Source organism: Mesorhizobium sp. ISC11, from assembly GCF_037162595.1.
In the GTDB taxonomy this organism is placed as follows: domain Bacteria; phylum Pseudomonadota; class Alphaproteobacteria; order Rhizobiales; family Rhizobiaceae; genus Mesorhizobium; species Mesorhizobium ciceri.
Genome location: NZ_JAVSPW010000001.1, coordinates 3,389,975 through 3,412,430 on the forward strand (window position 1 = coordinate 3,389,975; position 22,456 = coordinate 3,412,430).

Here is a 22,456-nt window from a genome sequence, read left to right on the forward strand (position 1 = left end):
ACCATACCAACACCGCACCTTGATCGCTGAGTACTTTTCGTGCAGCACGCCAACCCGACAGCCAGCCAGTTCGCTTGAACGGTCGGGGATTCAACTGAGATCACTTAACGCGCCGGACAGCCGGGAAGCTTCATGCCTTGCTCACGGAGATCTTGAAGCCGGGCAACTCGAACATCTGTCCCACACGCTCCGTAGCACTTCGTGAAACCTCGTCGTTCGGTACGTGCGACCACACCTCCTCGTTCAAGGCCGATTGATCGCCCGAGCGCTGTCGCGATCGGTCTCGTCAGGGATATATTCGCCGGCATTGGCATCGAAGCCGGTCCAGCCGCCAGCCTCGTAAGCCCTGCGGCGTTCGGCAAGATCGACCGATCTGGATTGCCCCAGAATTTCCTCGGCATTTGCAATGAGTTCATCGTCCACCCTGGCCGTGACCAACGTGCCGCCGCGGCGTACGCCCTCCGCATACACGTGGGCATCGTTCTCGGGCACGCCGGACTCCGTCAGAGCGCCGACAATGCCTCCGACCGCACCGCCTGCCACCGCCCCGGCAACGACACCTGTCGCGGTGGCGGCGAGCCAACCCGCCGCGACCACAGGTCCGACGCCCGGGATGGCCATGACCCCCAGCCCTGTCAGCAATCCGCCGGCACCGCCGATCACGGCTCCAATCCCCGCGCCAGCCCCGGCATCCTCGGCAGCCTCCGAACGGTCGCCCTCGTACCAGTCATCCGAGTTGTTGGCGACGATGCTGATGTTCGCATGCGGGACGCCCGTGGCTTCCAGTTCGCGGACCGCGTCGGCCGCGTCGTCATAGTTGTCGAACAGTCCAGTTACCGTTTTCATTGATTTCTCCTGATCCGTGCTCACTTGCTGGCGGCAACGACGTTGCCCTGATAGTCCAGGCCGACGGCGAGGCTTTCGCCTGCCTTGGTGGCATGGCCCCGCCAGATGCCCTGGTCGTCCTTGGTAAGCTTCGACACGTTGGTATAGCCTGCACCCTCGATGCGGCTCTTGGCCTGGGCTTCGGTGAAGCTGTTTGCGCCGGGAACGAGAGCGGCGGCATTGGGGGTATTGTCGGTCTTCACCGCCGGTGTTGTCGCTCCCGTGATGGCGTCCTGCCCGGCTGCGATCTTTTCGATCATCTGCTGGTGCGTCTTCAGCGTATCGACCGTTTGCTGGGCGAATGTCTTGAGCCCGGCGTTGTCGCCGCCGCTGGCATAGGTTTCGAACAGCTTGACGGCGTCGGCATGCGCCTTGCGCTGCATGTCGACATAGGCTGGATCGATCGGAGCCTGCGCATTCTTGAGCTTGTCGAGATCGCCCTGGTGCTGGGCATCAAGCGCCGGCGGCACTTTCAATTTTTGTTCGCCGGCCACCGTTGCCAGCTTGGCATTGGCCGCGCCGTGATCGCGGATCATCATCTGGGCGAAGTCCTTGATGCTCTGGTCCTGAACCTTGCCCAAGGCAATCTGGCTCGAGTCGACTTCGAACTTGCCGCCGATGGCAGCCTTGTCGACGAAGGCCTGGGCGCTGTCGGCAGCAAAAGCAGGCACGGCGAGAAAAATGGAAGCAGCGGCGAGCGATGCGAAAAATTGTCGTGTTTTCATCGGCTTTGTCCTTGCCTGGGATGCGTCGCCCTAACAGGCCAAGATGCGCTTTGTTCCGATACCCAGACGACATGCCTGCAGGCCCGGCAGCACCACGATCCACGCATGAGGCTGCCGGACTATCTCGCGTGAGATCTGCCACATCGACGGAAAATGTGGAGAAGTGACAGGCGACAGGAACGCCGGCACCATGAACCAGCGTGGCTGCAAAAAAGCCGTGGTCGAGACAAGCAGTTTCCAGGCGCCGCTATTCTACATGCAGCATGGGTTCGAGGAATTCGGCAAAGTCGAATTCGGAATTCCAGGGCACGCACGCATCTTCCTTCGCAAGGACCTGTTGTAAGTCTTGGGACGGGCGCGCACGGACGGCCAACGGCTAGTTGTTTCAAACGCCAGGTGCTCTGGAACAAATCGACGGTTGCGGAGTTAAAGCGCGTCGCGACGCGCAGTCTTGCAGCGGCGTGTCGAATAGAGTGCATCCCGCTGGAGAGGCATGTGCGTACTGGACATTTCAGAAAGCCGATTGTCATTCAACCTGGCCGGATAGACCGCGACAGGGTTGTGGTTTCGGTGTCGGACGCAGCCGAAGTGCTGCTGCGGGACTGGCCAAAGCCGACATCCGAGAGGCGTCTTGCCGCGATCAGAGCGTGCCTTGCCGTCATGCGAGGCGAAAAGCCGACAAGGGCGGCACGACAGGCGTTCATCGTTGCGGCCAAGGACGCCAGGATTCTGCTGAGCGAGCAAGTCTGACCGTGGTGGGTCGCCTCAGCGCATGCAAGCTTGGTTCCGCCGGCGCCTGCAAGTGCGATACTGCCGAGATCGGTTCGAAGGGGAGAGATTATGGCTAAGGTTACAGGTCTCACGGCTGCCGCGGCCAGAGGCGAAGTTCAGGCAGGAGCAACGCACGACAAGACGCCGGGGTTCGATCCCGCCATTGCCCCGCTTGAGACAGACGCAGAGGCCGCGGACACACAAAATCCGGTCGCTGAGACAAGTCCGCCGCGCACTCGTCCAAAATTCGAAAACGATGCCAGCTTTGCCAATGCCATGCGTCCGGTCGAAGGCGAGCCGGAACTGCGGCCTGGCGGCAACTGGCCGGTGTTGGTGATTGCAGCTGTCGTTTTGACAGCAGCCGTGGTCTTCCTGGCGGCAAGCATGCTGCGCTGAGACTAATCCCGACGATGCAGCACCCACGACCTATTCCTGGAGGTCCGGCGCGTCCTTCATGCCTGAGAGTTCAGTCATTGGGCACAGCAGCCGCGGTCGCGCGGGATCGGAGATGTCGAGCTTGTCCCAAGGAATGCGGTATAGACCGTCGCGGCGGCGTAATCGGAAAAGATCCAGCACCGCCACGCCTATGGCCGAGGCCGAAAGACGCTCGAAAGCAGCGTAGACCCCGACGTGGAATTCGGTGACGACGAAATCGTCACCATCCCGTTCGGCGCGGATCTCCTCGATATAACCGACATTCTTGCCGCGCTGCGAGAGTACGCGCCGCCCCGCCAGATGCTCGAGATTGACCGTAATCATCATCAAGCTCCCGGAATGCGCCCGATGATATGGTCGCGCAACCAGTCCTGCCAGGCGAAGATCGACGTTTCTCGCACATCGATGTCGAACTCGATATCGATGCCGATATCTTTCACCTTGCGCCAAGCGATCCGATGAGGTTCGCCATGCTGCGTGCCGCCCAGCTTGACCGCGAGCCGCGCCATCCAGCGCCCGGGCCGTGCGCCGAGGCGACGCGCCAGGGTGATGGAGCCGAGCTCGATGGCAATGATCCGAGGCGGCTTGCCAGGCCGCAACTGCGCCACCAAACCGTCGACCTTACCGACCTTGACCTGCTCGCGGTCGACCACCTGCTTGTCCAGGAGATCACGCAGCAACTTCATCATGTGCCTCCGAATATCTGCAGCGGGATGGTCACCACCGCCAGTACGAAGCCAAGCGCGATGATGAAGATGACGGCGGCATTTGACAAAATGCCGTTGCGATGCTCGCCGACATAACGTTTGTCGTTCAGCAGAAACAGGAACGGAACGACGGTCAGCGGAAGGCTGGCAGCCGTCAGCGCCATGGAAAAGATGGTGAGCCTCAGCGGGTCAAGACCAAGCGCGATGGGAATAGCCGCCAACAGTAATGATATCGTGTAGATGGCGCTGAAACCCGGATCGTCGCGCGGCTTGCGATCCTCGCCCCAATTCCAGCCGAACCCTTGGGCCACAAGATAGGCCTGTTGCAACCCGACCTCGAGCGCAGCGCCGAAGCAGGCGATGGCGAGAGAAGCAACAAACAGCACGAAGCCCCAGAAGCCGAATATGGGGATCAGCATCAACGGCAGTTGGTGATAGTCGTCCACCTGGGTGACGCCATGCGTGGCGAGCACGAGAGCGGCCACGATCAACACGCCGATCGAGATGGTGCCCCCGAAGGTCATGCCCAACCCCGCTATGGCCCGATTGGCGCCGAGATAGCTTTTGTCCCACCGGTCCTCGATGGCCCCCGAGGAATAGAACATGAACAGGTAGGGCGATATCGAGGCGCCCAGAATGCTGACCGCCATGAACCAGTAATTGGCGGCATCGTGGACCGGCAGCGAAGGCACGGCGCCCCTTGCGACTGCCGTCCAATCAGGTCTCAGCATCACCGCTCCGACGACGAAACACAGCGTCACCAGACCGAGAAACGACACGCCCTTCTCGATGACGCCGAACGTGCCTTTCCAGAGCAGCAGCCACGCCAGCAAAGCCACCGGCAGTGCCCACCACTGGAAGCCTATGCCCGTGGCAAGTTCGAGCGCAATGGCAACGCCGCCGATCTCGGCGGACAGCACCAGGAAATTGACCAGCAAGGCGGCAAGCAACGGCCATAGAAAGACGTTGAAACCGAACCTTTCGCGGATGCCGTCGGAGATCGTGTGATGGCTCACGGCCGCGAACCGGCCGGACATTTCGACAAGGAAGATGATGCAGACGGTGCCAAGCACCACCGCCCAGATCAACTGGAAGCCAAACATCGCGCCTGCCTGCGCCGCCGTCGCCATGGACCCAACTTCGAGGAAGCCGCCGACGCTGGTGACGACGCCGAGGGATATTTCCATGAGCTTTTTCATGGCTTCGGCGCGAAATACTTGGCGTAGGCGGCAGCGAGCGCACGCGACGCCAGCCGTAAATCCTGTTGCGCGTCTTGGACTTCCAGCCGGTCATCTGCCTGCAGTCCGGCCTCGGCACGCGTCACCGCGACCGACAAATCATTGACTGCTTTTGTCAGAGAAGCTTGCTCGGTGGGTTCACTGGTTTCGGCGGACCGGATTTGCGCCCCCGTATCTACGAGCGTCTTGGCGATCGATTGCAGCGTGTCCACCGTGTATGCGGTCGGCGCCGCGCCGCCCATCCAAGCGTCGAGCAACATCGATGCGGTCTGTGCCGCGGAAGCCGCTGTTCGTGATTGCTGCTCGATCTCGTCGGAAGACGAGCATCCCGCCGACACGCACAACAGCAACAGCAAGCACAAACAATCCAGCCGGAAATGACGGCCGCTGAGGATCAAATTCGGCGTTTGGTGCGCCACAAGAATAGTCTCCCCTAGTGCCGAACGAGCGGTGGTCGGCTTGAATTGACCTAGAGCGTTCAGCGGGCGCGTCAACGAAAGCCCATCCGGCGGGGCGGCTGCAGGGCATGTGGACGCGACAGATCTCAGCCGGCCACCGCAACTCAAGCGGAACAAAGGATCGCGTGCGGAATTAGGAGCACAAGGAGGCGGCGGAGCCGACTTCAATTCCGTCCTGATCATCACGTCGACGTGAATGGACTGCTGGCACGGAGAATCCCGCAATGCCTCGTCTCATATCCTGGATAGTGATCGTGGCAGTCGTGATCGTCGCGGCTTGGCTGTGGTTCGGCGGCCATAGAGCAAGCAACGATGGCGGCAGCCAACCCGCGCCTCACGCGATAGACCAGAACGGGTAGGTCAATCCTGATCGGCCGGGCTGCGAGGGGCCACGATCCTGTATTCGTGGATCAGGCCGAAAACCTGATTTCTCACCGTCTCGCGCGCTTCGGGCTGGATGAAAGGCATTAGCCGGTCGACGCTTTCAACGAGTTCCGGCGGCAGGTCCGCCACCGCATCCGTGAGTTCGCTGGCATGTTCATACATGTTGTCCGTCAGCTTTTTGTCGAGGTCGGAAAGGATGCTCATCATCACGCTCCATGTCTGTCCTCTCCCGTTCTGTTAATGACCAGTCCGGCAGAGATGTTCCGCGCGAGACGGCGCTCAGACCGCTGAGTACTTGTGGTCAAGGAAGCATCGTTTCAGACCGCCCCATCACCGCAACGTCGTGTGGCCCGGGTCGCGTCGCCTGGCTTTCGGCGGGATCAGCCTCCCGGCATTGGCCCGTAAGCCCCTGACGAATTCCTCCACATACGGAAGCAACTCGAAAAGTACGATCACGGCCATCACGCAGACGATATAGATCAGTGGCAACTGCTGCGATTTCCAGACGATATCGAAGCGCGCGGTTTCCGGCCCCGCCCCGAACAACGCAAGAAACTGCGTCCAATGGAGGGAGACGACGCTGACCAGGCCCATCAGCGGGATCATTTCCAGAAAGCTGTGCACATGCTGTTCGATCGGCGTTACCCTGCGCGCCGTGGTTGCATAGCGTACATCCCACATCGCCGTCGCCTCGTGGATGAAGAAGGTGACGATCATGACAGCGATGACCAAGGCATTCACCTCGAGGAACATGGCTGCCAGCAACGGCACGCCTACTTCGGCGAACATCAGAAGATGGATCAAGGATTCCTTGGCGCCCGTGGTCGACTCGATATGTGAGGCGCGGTGGCAAAGCCAGTCTGCAAAGCCAGCGACAAGCCAGACGGGAAGCAGAAAGTACATAAGGATCAGCACGGTGGGACCTGACAGCATAAACGCGTCTGGCTTGGTTCGAGGTCTACTCAGAGACGAGCTGTCGATCACTGCCCAGGCATTTCGGTGTTTTCCTTGGGATTCTTCTGGACGCCCGCGGCTGGTGAGGTATCCGCCGGGGCGTTGCCACCCTGGTTCTGTTCAGGCGCGCGTTTCAGCGGCGAGGTCTGCCAGCCCATATCAATGTAGAAAAAGCCGACGACGAAACCGACAATGATGACTGCGGCTATCACCAGCGAGATTATCGCGTTGCGTCGCTCCATAGGCCTAGCCGCCACTTGGCTTGGGAGATGCAGGCTGGGCTGGCTGCGTACCTTGCTGATCGCCGCCGGTGCTGGTCTGCGGTGTCGGGTTGGTGTCCGTCGTGGGATTCTTGTCGACCGGTTGGCTGTTCGTGGTATCCGTCTTGGACTTGGCTGGATCGGCATTGTCATTACACGCCGCCAAGGCGAGCAATGCGGCCGACATCAAAAGCACTGCCCTCATGCTGATTTCTCCTGGCTGAGTTCGGGCGAAGCCGCCTGCCAATGACCTATCCGGTCGAACCGCACCGACAGCCCTTGTTTGACGGCGCTTCTGGCCAGCAGATGGTCCAGTTCGGCGTCCTCGATCGGGCTTCGTACGACCTGGCGGATGGCCTTACAGGCGAGTTCGGTCGAGACGAAATCATATCTCCTGCTCCTGGCGACAACATATTGTTCGACCAGCATCTTTACGCGCCTGAGCGCGATTTCTTCCGCGAATTGCATTTTGTTCCTCCTGCACGCCGAACTGCTGAACGGGTACGTTGTTCCAAAGATTTAAAACATGGCGCCCTGCCCATAGAAAGCCCGCGCTGCCGCGAGGGCGCGCGGGCTGATCAGGCTGAGGGAACCCGACCGTGCAGCATCAAACAAGGGGAGCGATGACGCTGCACGGCTACCGAACTCGCACAAACTTGAGTTGTTCCACCGCCATCATGAGTTGTTCACAGTCGAATGTGCCCAGAACAAAATCGCTTTTCATGGCCGGCATAAAGCCGCCCATTCAATCCTATCCGTACGGAACAATCAGCCTCGATGGTGGTTCGGCCGAAGCGAAATTCGGAGGACGTTATGACGAATGAAAAGTTGGCCGTGGTGAGGGCAAGGTCGGCACCGATGAGAAGGACAATCCCACCGATGTAGTCATAGCCGGTTACGAGGCGAGATGGCCGGCGAGGAACAAGTCATCAGCAGTTGGAGAACAAGCTGCAGGTCGCCGCGGCGCATGTGATGCCGGCAGGCACGCTGGCTGAACAGCACCGCAAGATGGCCGAGCCGGGTTCCGCATCCAAAGACTGAACAATCGGGCATCACGGCAGCAACTCCTATGTGTTGACCTGTATATCGACGGATTGCTGCAGACGCTCAGACGGTGCCTTTTACACGATTTGCCTTCCAACCTTCTTCCAACAAGGAGCAACCTCATGAAAGCGCTCACATGGCACGGCAAAGGCGACATCCGATGCGACCAGGTGGCTGATCCCGCTATAGAGGATGATCGCGACGTCATCATCAAGGTCATCTGCTGCGCCATATGCGGCTCGGACCTGCATCTGATGAACGGATATATGCCGACCATGGAATCGGGCGACGTGCTTGGACACGAGACCATGGGCGAGGTCGTGGAAGTCGGCCGCGGCCATTCGAAATTCAGGAAGGGTGACCGCATCGTGGTGCCGTTCAACATCTCATGCGGCGAATGCTGGTTTTGCCAGAAGGGGCTGTTCTCGCTTTGCGACAGGTCCAATCCCAATGCCAAACAGGCCGCCGAAGTGATGGGACAATCCCCGGCGGGCCTGTTCGGCTATTCGCATCTGGTCGGCGGCTATTGGGGAGGGCAAGCCGAATATCTGCGAGTCCCTTTCGCCGATGTCGGTCCGATAAAGGTGCCCGAAGGAATGGACGACGAACAGGTGCTGTTCCTCTCAGACATCTTCCCGACTGGCTACATGGCGGCTGAAAATGCCGGCATCGAGCCAGGCGATACCGTCGCTATCTGGGGCTGCGGTCCGGTCGGCCAGTTCGCCATCCAAAGCGCATGGATGCTCGGCGCCGGCCGCGTTATTGCCATAGACAAGGTGCCGGAGCGGCTGGCGATGGCTCGCGAGCACGGCAAGGCCGAGACGCTCGACTTCAGCAACTCCGATATTTACGACGCCTTGATGGCGATGACCGATGGCCGCGGTCCTGATCGCTGCATCGACTGTGTCGGTACCGAGTCGGATCCCGGCGCCAGTGCCGACGCCATGCTCGACAAGGTCAAGGCCGCCGTCTACCTCGGCACCGACAGGCCGCATGTACTGCGCGAAGCAATCTACTCCTGCCGCAAAGGCGGCACCATCTCGGTGCCCGGCGTCTATATCGGTCTCGTCGATCATATTCCGTTCGGCGCCGCCATGAACAAGGGCCTGACCTTCCGGATGGGTCAGACCCATACTCAGCGTTACCTCGAACCGCTCCTGGACATAGTCCAGAAGGGCGACATCGATCCCTCCTTCGTGATCACGCACCGGGCGGATCTCGGAGCCGGGCCGGATCTCTACAAGACGTTCCGTGACAAGCAGGATGGCTGCATCAAGGTGGTGATGCGGCCGCATGGTTGAGGTGTCGGGCTCTCGCACCAGGTCTGCCCTGAGTAAGTCGGCGGCCGTGGATCGCAATGGACCCGTTGGCACCTGGAACCTTCGATCGCGGCGACGGTTTGACCTGCAGACTTCACAGCGGCGGGACTACCGTGCCCCACCCGATGCAAAGAAAGGTGCTGCCATGAGCAATGAGAGTTCCACATCGAAACCCAGCGTCCGGTCTCCGAACGCCGATGGTCTGCCGCACCCGAGACGGGACGCCAGTGACACGGATGCCGGTGGCAAGCCGGAGACGCCGAAAACCGCAGGCACATCCCGGCCGTCGACCGCGCCGCTTGACAATCCGGTTGCCAATCGCAACGCCGGGCGGCCGCGTCAGGCGAGCACCACGCCTCGGCCGACGGACAAGCCCCTGGACTGATCGAAACCGGCTGTTGAAATCACGACGAGTGCGTGTCGGGACGAAGCAATGCCAGGTCGGCCAGGGTGTTGAGAAGGGCAGCGTCGCCTGCCGGCTTTGGCACGAATTTGCAGCTTCGGAAGGGTTGGGGAACATCACGCGGCCCAAATCCGGTCATGAAGGCGAAGGGGACGCCGCGAGCCAGCAATGTTTCGGCTACGGGCAGACTCGTTTCACCGTTCAATTGAATGTCGAGCAGCGCCACGTCGACTTTGCCTGCATCGATAAGTTGACGAGCCGCGGCGACCGACGAGACCGGGCCGATCACGGGATAACCCGCCGCACGCAGGCGAGACGCGACGTCTTCGGCGATCAGCCATTCGTCCTCGACCACCAGAACGCGCGGCCTGTCGTCGCTCACGGCGCCTCCTTGTGGTTTGCTGGAAACGCGATCTGGACGCTGAGGCCGTCCTTGTGGAACGCGGTCTCGACATGGCCGCCGAGCCTGTAACCAATTTCTCCCTGCAGCAGTGTCAGGCCAAAACCATTGTCCAAGGGCGCCTTGACAACAGGGCCGTCCTTTTCGCGCCAGCCAAATGTGAAACTGTCCTCCTCGATCGACCATTGCACACTGACCTTGCCGTCGGTTTTTGACAAAGCGCCGTACTTGGCCGCGTTGGTGGCCAGTTCATGAATGGCCATGCTGAGGGAAAGCCCCTGTTGCGGACCTAGTTTGACATCCTCGCCATCGAGTTCGATCCGCTCGATGCCGAATGGTTCGAGCTCCTGCTGGAGCAGTTCCCTGACCGAGGCTTCCTTCCATCTCTCCCGGGTCAGCAGGCCGTAGGCCCGCGACATGGCATGCAGGCGACCGATCAGCGCATCCGCGAACTCCTCCTTCGTATCAGAACTTTCCCGCGTGCGGCTTGCAATGCTGGCGATCACCGCAAGCATATTCTTGACCCGGTGGTTGAGTTCAGAGATGAGCACCTGCTGATGCTCTTCCGCCTGTGCCAGAGTGGTGACATCGACAAGTGTCACCACCACGCCCTGGATCCTGTTGCCCTTGTCGCGATAGGGATTGATGCGGACCATGTGGAACAGGCCCCTGGCATCGCGTGCCAGATGGTGATTCAGGATCTCGCCTGTCTCGAAAACCTTGTCGATGTGCTGCTTCAGCTCGGGGTAGTCGAGCTGGCTAGACAGATCCGTCAGCGGCCGGCCGACATCGGAGGGACGCAGGCTGAAGAAGGATGACGCCGCCGGCGTGAAGGTACGGACCACAAGGCTGCGGTCGAGGAAAATGGTCGCGATGTCGGTGCTTTCGAACAGGTTGCGCAGATCGCCGTTGACGTGGTCGAGCTCCTCTATCTTGGCCGTCAACTCGGCGTTGATCGTGTTGAGCTCCTCGTTGAGCGACTGCATCTCCTCCTTCGAGGCTTCGAGTTCCTCATTGGTGGACTGCGCCTCCTCATTGACGGAGACGAGTTCCTCGTTCGACGATTTGACCTCCTCCAGCGCGGTCTCGTATTCCTCGATCGTCGATTGCAGGCGCTCCCTGGTGTCGCGCAGCTCCCGCTCGAGATCGGCGGTGCTGTCACTGTCACGGCCGCCGCCGTCTTCCTCTGAGCGGGCCTGGGTCGGCCCCGACGGTTCGAACAGGACGAGATAAAGCGGCTCGCCATTGCCACGTTCGGTGAGCGGTTCGATCGTGAGCTTGATCGGCTGGACCCGTTCGTCGTCTTCCTCTACGATGAGGTTTTCCCGCACCACTGTGCGGCGCGTCGTCGTCGCTTCCCGCAACGCGGCGCGGAGGTCCAGTCGCAGCCCACGCCTAGCCATCGTCAGCAACTGCCGGCTGGGAATCCCTTGCGGCGCTTCGAGATATCTGCCGGTCCTGGCCGAATAATAGACGACATCGCCCTCGGCGTTGACCAGGACATGCGGCGGAGCGAAGCGCTCCAGCACCTGCGCCTCGACAGCCTGGCGCAGCGGATAACCGGCGGCTCCCTTCCTTAAGCCGGCGCTTTCAGAGGGAAAGACGCCGGAACGGCTCTCACCGATCAAGGCGGGCAGCCTGATATGCGGCGAGGCATGCTCGCGCGCCTGGAAGAGACGATGTTTCTTGTCGACAGTGGCAAACAGATTGTCGTGCTGCCCAACGCTTTCGGAGGTGCCGAGGAACAGGTAACCGCCGGGCTTCAATGCATAGTGAAAGACAGGGATGACACGGCTCTGGATGCTCGGGCCGAAATAGATCAGCAGATTGCGGCAGGAGACCAGATCCATGCGCGAGAAAGGCGGATCGCGAATGACGCTGTGCGGCGAGAAGATGCACAGTTCCCGTATCTCGTTGCTAATGACATAGCTCTCTCCGTCGCCGTTGAAGAACCGCTGTCGGCGTTCGGGTGAAAGCCCTTGCAGCAAGGCTTCGGGATAGCGTGCCGCCCGGGCCACCGCCAGCGCAGGCTCGTCGATGTCGGTGGCAAATATCTGGACGCGCGGAACGACCGTAAGCTTCTCCATGTGTTCGCGCAGCAGGATGCCGATAGAGAACACCTCCTCGCCCGTGGCGCATCCGGGAACCCAGACCCTGACGGTGTCGCTGGCGGTCTTGCCTTCGAACAACTGCGGTATGATCTTTCGCTCGAGCAACTCGAAGGCATCGGGGTCGCGAAAGAAGTTGGTGACATTGATCAGCAGATCGCGAAAAAGGTTCATCACCTCGCGAGCATCTTTCTTCAGCCAGTCTATATAGGCGCTGATGGAATGGACCTGGGCGATCTGCATGCGTCGCTTCACGCGGCGCAGAAATGTCTTGGTCTTGTAGCCCGAGAAGTCGTGGCCGGAGTGGCTGCGCAGAATGGCGTATATCTGTTCTCGCACCTTATCGATGTCGGCCGTATGGTCGCCATCTTCTTCCGCCAGCCCTTCCAGCGTGTCGAAGCCGCGGGCGAAAGCCTCCAGCTTCGCCCCGATCTCCTCGGCGGGCACAGCGACGTCGACGAGCCCGCTGGCAATAGCGCTCTGTGGCATATCGGGATTGCGCGGCCCGTAGCCGTCGTGCGCTTGCGCGACAGTGAGGCCACCCCGCTCCTTGATCGCCTTGGCGCCCAGCGTTCCATCGGAATCACCGCCCGACAGAATGACGCCCACGGCATATTCGCCCTGGTCTTCAGCGAGCGCACTAAAGAAGATGTCGACGGGTTTGCGCTCTTGGGTAAGCCCGTTGGGCCGCCGCAGGCGCAGCACACCGTTGGCGATCGCCAGAGTGACGTTTTGTGGCATCACGTAGACGTGGTCAGGTACAACAGCTATGCCATCCTCGGCCACAACGACAGGCATCTCGGTGTAGCGGCTGACAACTTCATGCAACAGACTTTCTCGCTTCGGGCTGAGATGCGTGATGATGATGAACGCCATGCCGGGCTGGCTGGTAACGCCTTTGAACAAGCCTTCCATCGCGGGAATGCCACCCGCGGACGCGCCGATGCCAACGATGGGAAATCTAGTCGATCGGGCAGTCACGGCATGTCCCCCTTTCGCCGACCCGACATGAAGTCTCCTCAAGGCCGGATCGAACAGGACACAACCATATAGCGCGCAAGAGGTATGGAACAAGACGTCAGGGATGACGTTGAACCCGATATCAATGGTGGTTCAATGACGAAACGCTCTGCTGACATAAAACTCCGAGCGCCAGTGGTGTCAGGGGCGCCTGGATCGCTAGCAGATTCCGATGCGGGGCCCGTCCCGGATCGCATGCTGATGCTTGCGAAGCGGTTGCAGGCGGCCTTGGATGACAGAATTCGGAAAGCAAATCCTCTGCATTCTAACCTCCGTTGCAAGAAAGGATGACGACGTGCGCGACCTGCGGGGGCTGCATATTCTGATAGTTGAAGACGAATGGACGATGGCGGGAGATCTTGCGCGGTTTTTCAGCAATATGGGCGCCATAATCCTTGGTCCCGCTGCAACCGTCGAACAGGCTTCCAAACACACCGGGACGGCCGAAGCTGCAATCCTCGACGTCAATCTCAATGGCCGACGCGTGTTTCCAATCGCCGATGAGTTGATGCGCCGGGGTGTCCCCTTCGTGTTCTTCAGTGGCGATGACGACATCGCCATTCCCGACCATCTCCGCTATGCCAGCAATCTGCGGAAATCCTCGGGCAGCCAGGCGGTGTTCAACGCACTCTTTCCCCCGCAGGAATCGGGGCGGGCGCCCCCCGGACCGGACCCGTCCGACGACGTCTTCGCGCTTTTGCCCAAACTGCGACTTGCGGCGCGCCTTTTGCTGGGAGACGTCGACGCATCGGATCGGCTCGTCGAGAGGACGCTCGAGCAAGCGATCCGGGATGTCGACCGCAGACAGCCTGGTCAATCCACTGAAAACTGGCTCAACGGCATCATGCGAGAGATGGCGAAAACCCGCGGCGCAAACCTGATGCATTAATTTTACCCTCCCTCTCAGGCTGAAGTGCTAAGCCGCGGGGCCGTCATTGTTGACCACATCTCGACAACTGGGCCGTACAGATCAGCCGCTTGGCTTGCGTCATCAGCCCTTCTGATCGCGCTCGACGAATTTGTTGAAACGGCTGGCTTTCCCCTCCCCAGTCTTGGCCTGATACAGAAAGGCCAGATCGTTCTCGTCGAATATCCGGAAGAACTCGTCCCATTCGATGGGCTCGAATGCTTCCTCAGGCTCACCGAAGTCGATCCGCAGGATGCCGCCCTCGCCTTTTGTGCGTACCACTGCCGGCCGGCCGTCCCGCTCCTCGGCCCACTTGCGAATTTCGTCGTGGTCGGTGGTCGTTTGCGACTGAGACATTGAAATCTCCTTTGATCGGCGTTGCTCCATGGGACACGCGGGCTGTCGGGCGTCCTAACAGCACAAGGGCGTCAATGTTCCAGCACCGCGCCGTGATCGCGATGCCGGCCCAACGAAGTCCGCCAAAGGAACTTTGTTGAAGCAAGGGAACAAACCTTTTGCCGAAAAGTTCGGGGCGCCGAGGTTACTTGTCTGAGGAGTCGTCGTGAAACGCATATTGGTTACAGGAGGCTGCGGCTTCATCGGCCGGCATGTCGCACAGGAACTCGTCGAGCAGGATTATTCGGTTCGCATCCTCGATGCGCTGCTGGAGCAGGTGCATGCGGGCGAAGCCGTCGCGCTTCCCGCCGGGACCGAACTGATCAAAGGTGATGTCCGAGACCGGGAGGCGGTCGCCAGTGCGCTGGAAGGTGTTGACGCGGTCATTCATCTGGCGGCGGAAGTCGGCGTCGGACAATCGATGTACGAGATCGCGCGCTATGTCGGCGCCAATGATCTCGGCACCGCAACGCTACTTGAAGCACTGATCAAGCACCCGGTCGAACGGATCGTCGTCGCCTCGTCGATGAGCGTCTATGGCGAAGGGCTCTATGCAACGCCAGACGGCCGGCGCATCGACAATGCCCGGCGCAAGGCGAGCGACATCAAAAGCGGGCAATGGAATCCGCTGTCGCCAGAGGGAGCCCCCCTCTCGCCGCTGCCGACGGACGAAGAAAAGCCGGTCGATCTCGCCTCAATCTATGCGCTGACAAAATACGCACAAGAACGCGCTGTGCTGATCTTCGGCGAAGCCTATGGCATCGATGCTGTCGCGTTGCGCCTGTTCAATGTCTTCGGCGCCGGCCAGGCATTGTCGAACCCCTATACCGGCGTGCTGGCCAACTTCGCTTCGCGTCTCGCCAACGGCCAACGGCCAATGATCTTCGAGGATGGCGAACAGAAGCGCGATTTCGTCCATGTGCATGACGTCGCCCGCGCCTTTCGCCTTGCACTGCAGCAACGCCAGGCAAAGGGTCATGTCATCAACATCGGCAGCGGCCGAGCCTACGCGATCAGCGAAGTCGCACGATTGCTGGCCGAGGCCATGGGGACACCGAACCGCTCGCCCGAACTGCTCGGCAAAGCGCGCTCCGGCGATATCCGCAACTGCTTCGCCGATATTTCCAAGGCCCGTGAGCTGCTCGGTTTCGAGCCGGTGCGGCAACTGGAGAATTCGCTCGGCGATTTCGTTTCCTGGGTGCGTAACACGTCCGCCGTCGACCGCGGCGCCGACATGAAACGCGAGCTCGAAGAACGCGGGCTGGTGTCATGAACACACGCAATCGAAGCGACGCGCCGGTCGCCATCGTCGGCGGCAGCGGCTTCATAGGATCGAACCTCGCCGACAGCCTGTTGTCGGATGGCGAACCGGTGCTGGTGATCGACAATCTCAGCCGTCCGGGCGTCCAGCAGAACCTTGAATGGCTGGCGCAAAAACACGCCAGTCGCCTCACGGTGGAGACCATCGACGTGCGGGACGCCAACGCCTTGGCGCCGGCTCTGACGGGTTCAAAGGCAATTTTCCATCTGGCCGCGCAAACCGCCGTCACCACAAGCCTGGTCCAGCCGGGCGAGGATTTCGACATCAACCTTCGCGGAACATTCAACGTACTGGAGGCGGCGCGACTGAGCGGTGAGTGTATTCCTGTTGTCTTCGCCAGCACCAACAAGGTCTATGGCAGCCTGCCCGACGTCGCGGTCCGCGAGGACGGCGACCGCTATGTGCCTTGCGACAGCGTCATCCAGGCGAACGGCATCGATGAGGCTCGGGGCCTGGACTTCTGCACGCCCTACGGTTGCTCCAAGGGCGCGGCGGACCAGTATGTGCTCGACTACGCCAAATCCTACGGCATGCCGACGGCGGTGCTGCGGATGAGCTGCATCTATGGACCGCGCCAGTTCGGAACCGAGGACCAGGGCTGGGTCGCGCACTTCCTGCTCAGCGCGCTGACGGGACGCCCCATCACCATTTACGGTGACGGCAGGCAAGTGCGCGATATCCTACATGTTTCCGATGCCGTCGCCGCCTACAGGGCCGTACTCGACCACATCGAGACGACCAAAGGCCAGGCATTCAATCTTGGCGGCGGCCCGGAAAATGCGCTCAGCCTGCGCACGCTGTTGAGCGAGATCCGTGGCCTGACCGGCCATGAGCTTTCAATCCGCCATGATGGCGAACGCACCGGCGACCAGCCCTTCTTCGTCGCCGACACCCGCAAGATCAAAACCGCGCTTGGCTGGATGGCCCAGGTTTCATGGCGCGAAGGCGTCCGCGACCTAGCCGACTGGCTGCAGCGCCACCGGCTCGAGCCTCACCCCGAAGCCGTGAGGTACGTCGCATGAAAATCGCTCTGGTAAACCCATTCTGGACCTACGACGACAGCATCTATTTCGGCTGCCGCCAACCACATCTGCCGCTGGAACTCGGCTATTCGAAGGCCCTGCTCGAAGCCGCCGGACATGAGGTGCTGATGCTGGATGGTCAGTTGCAGAAGCTCGACAATTCCGGTCTTTGCGAGCGGGTGGCCGATTTCGCCCCGGCAATGACTGTCGTCAGTACCGCGCCGACCTATCTGTTCTGGCGCTGCGCACCGCCGGAATTGCGCGTGCCGGCCGATTTCCTCAACCTTCTCGCCGGGCGCGGTGGACGCACGGTCGCCGTCGGGCCGCACGGCTCGGCCACGCCGGCGCCAACCTTGCGCAAGCTCGGCGTCGACATCGTCGTGCGCGGCGAATGCGAAGAAGTCGTCGAGCAACTTGCCCGGCGCGACGATTGGAGCGCAGTGCCCTCAACCGCTTATCTGCGGGATGCCAGGGTGGTTTCGAACGGCGGCGTCCACGCCAGCTCGTTTGTCGATCATCCACCCCTCGAATGGCCTGCGGACTGGATCGCAGCCCATTCGCACCACCATCACAGGTTCGATGACAATCAGGTCGGGTTCGGCGCGGAAGTCGAGGCATCGCGCGGCTGTCCCTACAATTGCAGCTTCTGCGCCAAGATCGATTTCCGTGATGCCTATCGCCGTCGAAACCACGAAGCGGTGGTCGCGGAGATCGATCGGCTGATTGCCCAAGGTGTCGGCTACATCTACTTCATCGACGAAATCTTCCTGCCGCAAAAAGCGTTGCTGGAAGCCTTGGTCGATCGCAATGTGAAATTCGGCGTGCAGACCCGCATCGATCTGTGGAAGCCCGAGCTGCTGGAATTGCTGGGCGCCGCAGGCTGCGTCTCCATTGAAGCAGGGCTCGAAAGCCTGACGGTTGAAGGCCGGGCGATGCTGGCCAAGCGCTGCCGGCTGGGCACCGAGGAACTTGCCGCGCTGCTCGTCGATGCTAGACGTCACGTTCCATTCGTTCAAGCCAATCTGATCGGCGTGGTCGAGGATGATCCCGCCCTGGTCGAGCGCTGGCGAACCCACCTGATCGACCACGGCGTATGGGCCAATGAACCTGTTCCGCTTTATCCGTATCCGAGTTCGCCCAGCTATCGCGAGCTTTGGGGCGAACCCGACGACCTTGCCTGGGAGCGCGCCCATGACCACTATCTCGCATCCTTCCAGAAATTCAGTGACATCCAGGAGAAGCGGCCCCGGCCGCTGGCGGAACTGGAGGCGACATGTTGCGGACACTGACGCCGCGCTCGTGGCGCATCCTGATGACCGTCGATGCCGTGGGCGGCGTATGGCGCTATGCGCTTGATCTGGCAAGGGAACTTGTGAACGGCGGCGACAGCGTGGTGCTTGCCGGGCTCGGTCCCCAGCCGACGAGGCAGCAGGCTGCGGAGGCAGAGGCTTTCACCACGCTGATCTGGTTGAACACGCCGCCGGATTGGATGACCCACAACGGCGGCGACCTGGATGCGCTACCGCGAGAATTGCTTGCGCCCATGCGCGACCACGCCATCGACCTAGTCCATTTCAACGCGCCGACGCAGGCGGCGGGATTCGATGCGCCGTGCCCAGCCGTGGCGGTCTCCCATTCCTGCGTGACGACATGGTTCCACGCCGTCAGGAAACAGGCAGTGGATGGCGCGTGGGCCTGGCAGAAGGAGCGCAACAGGCGTGGCTTCAATCGGGCCGACGCAGTCATCGTGCCGAGCCGCAGCCACGCCGACATGCTTGAGACCTGCTACGGCCCGATCGCGCGTCTGAGTGTGGTGGGAAATAGTGCCAGTCCGGTGCCGAAGGCCGAAAAGCGCCAACCGCTCGTCTTCGCCGCTGCCCGCTGGTGGGACGAGGGGAAGAATGCGGCGGTGATCGACCAGGCCGCGTCGCTGACGCGATGGCCCGTCTTTGCCGCCGGTTCGATGCACGGTCCGAACGGCGGGCGTACCAGCTTCAGCTATGCTGTTCCTCTGGGAGCACTGCCGTCTCACGAGGTGCGCTCCTTGATGGCGCGCGCCGGCATTTTCGTGTCGCCGTCGATCTATGAGCCATTCGGTCTGGCCGCGCTGGAAGCTGCCATGTCGGCGACGCCCCTGGTGCTTTCCGACATCGCAACCTATCGCGAACTATGGGACGGGGCTGCGATGTTCTTTGACGCGCGCAATCCGCACGACCTCGCTGCCGGCCTCAATCGTCTTTCCAGCGATGCCGAACTCAGGCGAGAGCTCGGCCAGGCAGCGATGCGACGGAGCCGCCGGTTTACACTGGCCAGGCAAGCGGCAGCCATGCGAGGCGTCTACGACAAGGCGGCCCTGGCTATGGCGGGGCGTTGACCATGCGCTTTTTGTTCTACACCCACTCGGTCGTATCCGACTGGAACCACGGCAATGCCCATTTCCTGCGCGGTATCATGCGGGATCTGATCGCGCGCCAGCACCAGGCAGTCGCGCTGGAGCCGTCCGACGGCTGGAGCCGTTCGAACCTGTTGGCCGAGAAGGGATCCTTCGCCATCGAACGCTTCCGCAAGGATTTCCCAGAGTTGATGCCGGTGACCTACAATGCCGGGTTCGATCACGAGGCCTGGATCGCCGAGGCCGACGTTGTGATCGTTCATGAGTGGACGGATCCGGAGCTTGTCGCACGCATCGGCCGTGCCCGGGCCGCTGGCGGCAACTTCATCCTTCTGTTTCATGACACCCATCACCGGGCCGTATCGGCGACCGAGGCAATCTCGGCGCTACGGTTGGAGCACTATGACGGCGTCCTCGCCTTTGGCGAGACCTTGCGCGAGAGCTATCTGCGCGCCGGCTGGGGCAAGCGCGTCTTCACCTGGCATGAAGCCGCGGACGATCGCCTGTTCAAGCCGCACCCAGAGATCCATCCCATGTCCGATCTGGTCTGGATTGGAAACTGGGGCGACGATGAGCGGACTGCCGAACTCAAGGAATTTCTGATCGAGCCAGTACACGATCTCGGTCTCGAGGCCACTGTTCACGGCGTACGCTATCCCAAGCCCGCACTTGCGGACCTGGCCGCCGCCGGACTGCGCTATGATGGGTGGATCGCCAATGCCGATGTGCCGAAGGCGTTCGCCGCGCATCGTGTCACCGTTCACATCCCACGGCGCCCCTATCGTGAGGGATTGCCTGGAATTCCGACGATCCGGATGTTCGAGGCGCTCGCCTGCGGCATTCCGCTGATTTCAGCACCCTGGTCCGATGTCGAGCAGTTGTTCAGGCCCGGCGTCGACTTCCTGTTTGCGGAGAACGGCTCTCAGATGCGGCAACACTTGCGGGCGGTATTGGCCGATGCGGATTTCGCGGCTTCCCTGGTGACTTCGGGCCTCGAGACCATTCGCTCCCGGCATACCTGCCAGCACCGCGTTGACGAGCTGTTCCGCGTGCTCACGGCATGCACGACCGAACATACCATCAACAACACCACCGCAAAGGAAGCCGCCGCATGAAGATGGCATTCTACGGATCGAGTCTTTTGTCGTCCTACTGGAACGGTGCCGCGACTTACTATCGCGGGTTGCTGAAGGCGCTTTCCCAATTGGGCTACGAAATCACCTTCTATGAACCCGACGTCTACGACCGGCAGAAGAATCGCGACATCGAGGCGCCTGACTGGTGCACTGTCGTCGTTTATGAAGCGACCCAGCACGCGCTGATGCAGGTCGCGGCACGTGCCGCCAGCGCCGACATCGTCGTCAAGGCGAGTGGCGTCGGTTTCGAGGACGAGGCGCTGCTGCGCGCCGTTCTCGACCACGCCCGCAGCGACGCGCTGGTGGTATTCTGGGACGTGGACGCTCCGGCAACCCTTGCCCAGTTGCGCGACGAACCGGACCATCCGCTCCATAGCGCCCTGCAAGAAATCGACCTTGTGCTGACCTATGGAGGCGGCGACCCCGTGGTATGGGCCTACCGTGCCATGGGGGCGAACGAATGCGTGCCGATCTACAATGCGCTCGATCCCCAAACGCATTATCCGGTCACCAGCAATGCGCGTTTCGCTTGCGATCTGGCGTTCCTTGGCAACAGGCTGCCGGATCGTGAGGCACGGGTCGAAGCGTTTTTCCTCGATCCCGCATGCCAGCTGCCGAAACAGCGTTTTCTCCTCGGTGGATCGGGCTGGGGGGACAAGCCGCTTCCCGCCAATGTCGGCTGGCTCGGTCACGTCGGCACCCGCGATCACAATGCCTTCAACGTCACACCCAAGGCGGTTCTGAACATCAGCCGCGACAGCATGGCCGTAAACGGTTTTTCACCGGCCACGCGTGTCTTCGAGGCGGCCGGCGCCGGCGCCTGCCTCATCACCGATGCGTGGCTGGGCGTGGAACTGTTCCTGAAACCAGGCGAGGAGATCCTGGTGGCGCGCGACGGCGGCGATGTCGCCGAGATCATGTGCTCGCTGACCTCCAGTCGGGCAAAGGCAATCGGCCAGGCCGCACTTTGCCGCGTGCTGGCCGATCACACCTACGCGTTGCGGGCGGACGTGGCCGATGCAGTCTTCAAACGTCACTTCGAGCAGGGGACCGTGGAGGCAGCGGAATGACCAAGCAATTGGACATCGTCTTTCTTGGCCTGTCGCTGTCCTCATCCTGGGGAAACGGCCACGCCACGACGTTTCGAGGCCTGCTGAAAGGTCTGCACGAACTCGGCCACCGCGTGACCTTTCTGGAGCGCGAGGTGCCGTGGTACGCAAACCACCGCGATCTGCGCGATCCGGATTTCTGCGCCTTGCGCTACTACGAAACCACCGCGGAGTTACAACGCGACTACGCCCGGTGCCTGGAGCAGGCCGACATCGTCGTCATCGGCTCGTTCGTGCCGGAAGGGCGCGTGGTCATCGACATCGTCGCTTCACTTTGCAAAGGGCGCTTCTGCTTTTACGACATCGACACGCCGGTGACCGTGGCGCAGCTTTCAGCCGACGATTGCGATTATCTGAGCTGGCGGCAGATTCCTTACTTCGACGTCTACTTCTCGTTCACCGGCGGGCCGATGCTTGGCCGTCTGGTGGAGGACTTCGGCGCGCGCCGCGCCGAGCCGCTCTACTGCTCGGTCGACCCGGAACGGCACCACCGGACTGGCGATCCGATCCGCTGGGATCTCGGCTATCTCGGCACCTACAGTGCCGACCGGCAGACAATGCTGAATGCGCTGCTGCTCGAGCCCGCACGGCATATGCCGGACCGGCGTTTCGTCGTGGCCGGCTCGCAATACCCATCCGACATCATCTGGCCGGACAATGTTGAACGTATCGAACATCTGCCGCCCGCCGATCATGCCGCGTTCTACAGCCGTCAGCGTTACACGCTGAACGTCACACGCAGTTCCATGATAGCTGCCGGATGGTCGCCCAGTGTGCGCCTGTTCGAAGCGGCTGCTTGCGGCACGCCCATCATCAGCGATCGCTGGCCAGGGCTCGACAGCTTCTTTCCTGCATCGGCGATCCACACCGCCGGGGAAACGGACGATGTCGTCGAGATCCTGTTCGGCGAGTCCGAGCGCACACGCCTCGCCATGGCCCGCCGGGCCCGCGAACGCGTCCTCGCATCCCACACCGGTGCGGCCAGGGCCCGCGAATTCGTGGCGGCGTTGACACAGCCAAGGGCGGCGGCCCTCGATTTCGACATCGGAAGCGCAGCATGAC

26 protein-coding genes are annotated in these 22,456 nt (G+C 61.4%); 12 read left to right on the plus strand and 14 right to left on the minus strand.

From position 1 onward, the window contains the following. Positions 1-243: 243 nt before the first annotated feature. A complete protein-coding gene (locus RPF88_RS16650; RefSeq protein WP_063170170.1) occupies positions 244-846 on the minus strand; it encodes a general stress protein in 603 nt (200 codons plus the stop codon). Between the two features lie 20 nt (positions 847-866). After that, a complete protein-coding gene (locus RPF88_RS16655) occupies positions 867-1,610 on the minus strand; it encodes a DUF4142 domain-containing protein (protein WP_063170169.1) in 744 nt (247 codons plus the stop codon). Positions 1,611-1,773: 163 nt separating this feature from the next. Between RPF88_RS16655 and RPF88_RS16660 the strand changes: the two genes are divergently transcribed. From RPF88_RS16660 to RPF88_RS16670, 3 genes are all read left to right on the plus strand, one after another. Next, the gene (locus tag RPF88_RS16660) at positions 1,774-1,953 is read left to right on the plus strand and encodes a hypothetical protein (protein ID WP_024502377.1); all 180 of its coding nucleotides are present in this window, start codon (positions 1,774-1,776) and stop codon (positions 1,951-1,953) included. Between the two features lie 152 nt (positions 1,954-2,105). Continuing rightward, positions 2,106-2,360, plus strand: a complete 255-nt coding sequence (locus RPF88_RS16665) for a DUF982 domain-containing protein (protein WP_013533177.1) — start codon at positions 2,106-2,108, stop codon at positions 2,358-2,360. 90 nt (positions 2,361-2,450) lie between these two features. Further along, entirely contained in the window at positions 2,451-2,777 is a 327-nt protein-coding gene (locus RPF88_RS16670; RefSeq protein ID WP_063170168.1) for a hypothetical protein, read from the plus strand. A 30-nt stretch (positions 2,778-2,807) separates the two neighbouring features. Here RPF88_RS16670 and RPF88_RS16675 read toward each other — a convergent pair whose 3' ends face one another. The 9 genes from RPF88_RS16675 to RPF88_RS16715 all read right to left on the minus strand — a co-directional run bounded on the left by RPF88_RS16675 (position 2,808) and on the right by RPF88_RS16715 (position 7,285). Next, the gene (locus tag RPF88_RS16675; protein ID WP_013533179.1) at positions 2,808-3,140 is read right to left on the minus strand and encodes a hypothetical protein; all 333 of its coding nucleotides are present in this window, start codon (positions 3,138-3,140) and stop codon (positions 2,808-2,810) included. Positions 3,141-3,142: 2 nt separating this feature from the next. Further along, positions 3,143-3,502 (minus strand): hypothetical protein, encoded by a 360-nt coding sequence (locus RPF88_RS16680; protein WP_013533180.1) that lies wholly within the window; start codon positions 3,500-3,502, stop codon positions 3,143-3,145. Continuing rightward, a complete protein-coding gene (locus RPF88_RS16685; RefSeq protein WP_063170167.1) occupies positions 3,502-4,722 on the minus strand; it encodes an NRAMP family divalent metal transporter in 1,221 nt (406 codons plus the stop codon). The genes RPF88_RS16680 and RPF88_RS16685 overlap by 1 nt, the downstream gene beginning before the upstream one ends. Next, entirely contained in the window at positions 4,719-5,180 is a 462-nt protein-coding gene (locus RPF88_RS16690) for a hypothetical protein (RefSeq protein ID WP_063170166.1), read from the minus strand. Before RPF88_RS16690 ends, RPF88_RS16685 begins: the two co-directional genes overlap by 4 nt. 399 nt (positions 5,181-5,579) lie before the next feature. Continuing rightward, positions 5,580-5,807: a hypothetical protein gene (locus RPF88_RS16695; protein ID WP_063170474.1), complete on the minus strand. Its 228-nt coding sequence runs from the start codon at positions 5,805-5,807 to the stop codon at positions 5,580-5,582. A 126-nt stretch (positions 5,808-5,933) separates the two neighbouring features. Then, positions 5,934-6,536: a hypothetical protein gene (locus tag RPF88_RS16700; protein WP_063170165.1), complete on the minus strand. Its 603-nt coding sequence runs from the start codon at positions 6,534-6,536 to the stop codon at positions 5,934-5,936. Between the two features lie 47 nt (positions 6,537-6,583). Then, a complete protein-coding gene (locus RPF88_RS16705) occupies positions 6,584-6,799 on the minus strand; it encodes a hypothetical protein (protein ID WP_063170164.1) in 216 nt (71 codons plus the stop codon). 4 nt (positions 6,800-6,803) lie between these two features. After that, entirely contained in the window at positions 6,804-7,022 is a 219-nt protein-coding gene (locus tag RPF88_RS16710) for a hypothetical protein (RefSeq protein ID WP_063170163.1), read from the minus strand. Next, positions 7,019-7,285, minus strand: coding sequence for a hypothetical protein (locus RPF88_RS16715; RefSeq protein WP_063170162.1), 267 nt, complete (start codon positions 7,283-7,285; stop codon positions 7,019-7,021). Before RPF88_RS16715 ends, RPF88_RS16710 begins: the two co-directional genes overlap by 4 nt. Before the next feature lie 698 nt (positions 7,286-7,983). Between RPF88_RS16715 and RPF88_RS16720 the strand changes: the two genes are divergently transcribed. Next, the gene (locus RPF88_RS16720; protein ID WP_063170161.1) at positions 7,984-9,162 is read left to right on the plus strand and encodes a zinc-dependent alcohol dehydrogenase; all 1,179 of its coding nucleotides are present in this window, start codon (positions 7,984-7,986) and stop codon (positions 9,160-9,162) included. Between the two features lie 422 nt (positions 9,163-9,584). Here RPF88_RS16720 and RPF88_RS16725 read toward each other — a convergent pair whose 3' ends face one another. Both RPF88_RS16725 and RPF88_RS16730 read right to left on the minus strand, forming a co-directional pair. Then, a complete protein-coding gene (locus RPF88_RS16725; protein ID WP_063170160.1) occupies positions 9,585-9,965 on the minus strand; it encodes a response regulator in 381 nt (126 codons plus the stop codon). Beyond that, positions 9,962-13,072 (minus strand): CheR family methyltransferase, encoded by a 3,111-nt coding sequence (locus RPF88_RS16730; RefSeq protein WP_063170159.1) that lies wholly within the window; start codon positions 13,070-13,072, stop codon positions 9,962-9,964. Before RPF88_RS16730 ends, RPF88_RS16725 begins: the two co-directional genes overlap by 4 nt. A 271-nt stretch (positions 13,073-13,343) precedes the next feature. On the opposite strand from RPF88_RS16730, the gene RPF88_RS16735 reads away from it, so the two are divergent. Further along, a complete protein-coding gene (locus RPF88_RS16735; RefSeq protein ID WP_082826656.1) occupies positions 13,344-14,000 on the plus strand; it encodes a response regulator in 657 nt (218 codons plus the stop codon). A gap of 102 nt (positions 14,001-14,102) precedes the next feature. Here RPF88_RS16735 and RPF88_RS16740 read toward each other — a convergent pair whose 3' ends face one another. Then, positions 14,103-14,375 carry a hypothetical protein gene (locus RPF88_RS16740; protein WP_063170158.1) on the minus strand — a complete coding sequence of 91 codons (273 nt, stop codon included), beginning with the start codon at positions 14,373-14,375 and terminating at the stop codon, positions 14,103-14,105. A 205-nt stretch (positions 14,376-14,580) separates the two neighbouring features. Between RPF88_RS16740 and RPF88_RS16745 the strand changes: the two genes are divergently transcribed. From RPF88_RS16745 to RPF88_RS16775, 7 genes are read left to right on the plus strand one after another with little or no spacing between them, the layout of a single operon-like run. Next, positions 14,581-15,687 (plus strand): NAD-dependent epimerase/dehydratase family protein, encoded by a 1,107-nt coding sequence (locus RPF88_RS16745; RefSeq protein ID WP_024502367.1) that lies wholly within the window; start codon positions 14,581-14,583, stop codon positions 15,685-15,687. Then, a complete protein-coding gene (locus RPF88_RS16750) occupies positions 15,684-16,757 on the plus strand; it encodes an NAD-dependent epimerase/dehydratase family protein (RefSeq protein WP_063170157.1) in 1,074 nt (357 codons plus the stop codon). Before RPF88_RS16745 ends, RPF88_RS16750 begins: the two co-directional genes overlap by 4 nt. Then, on the plus strand, positions 16,754-18,046 hold the full coding sequence (locus RPF88_RS16755; RefSeq protein ID WP_063170156.1) for a TIGR04295 family B12-binding domain-containing radical SAM protein: 1,293 nt from the start codon (positions 16,754-16,756) through the stop codon (positions 18,044-18,046). The genes RPF88_RS16750 and RPF88_RS16755 overlap by 4 nt, the downstream gene beginning before the upstream one ends. Continuing rightward, positions 18,031-19,131, plus strand: coding sequence for a glycosyltransferase family 4 protein (locus RPF88_RS16760; protein ID WP_063170155.1), 1,101 nt, complete (start codon positions 18,031-18,033; stop codon positions 19,129-19,131). The genes RPF88_RS16755 and RPF88_RS16760 overlap by 16 nt, the downstream gene beginning before the upstream one ends. Positions 19,132-19,133: 2 nt before the next feature. After that, positions 19,134-20,264: a CgeB family protein gene (locus RPF88_RS16765; protein ID WP_024502363.1), complete on the plus strand. Its 1,131-nt coding sequence runs from the start codon at positions 19,134-19,136 to the stop codon at positions 20,262-20,264. Next, a complete protein-coding gene (locus tag RPF88_RS16770; protein WP_013533197.1) occupies positions 20,261-21,355 on the plus strand; it encodes a CgeB family protein in 1,095 nt (364 codons plus the stop codon). Before RPF88_RS16765 ends, RPF88_RS16770 begins: the two co-directional genes overlap by 4 nt. Next, positions 21,352-22,455: a CgeB family protein gene (locus RPF88_RS16775; RefSeq protein ID WP_063170153.1), complete on the plus strand. Its 1,104-nt coding sequence runs from the start codon at positions 21,352-21,354 to the stop codon at positions 22,453-22,455. The genes RPF88_RS16770 and RPF88_RS16775 overlap by 4 nt, the downstream gene beginning before the upstream one ends. Position 22,456 lies beyond the last annotated feature (1 nt).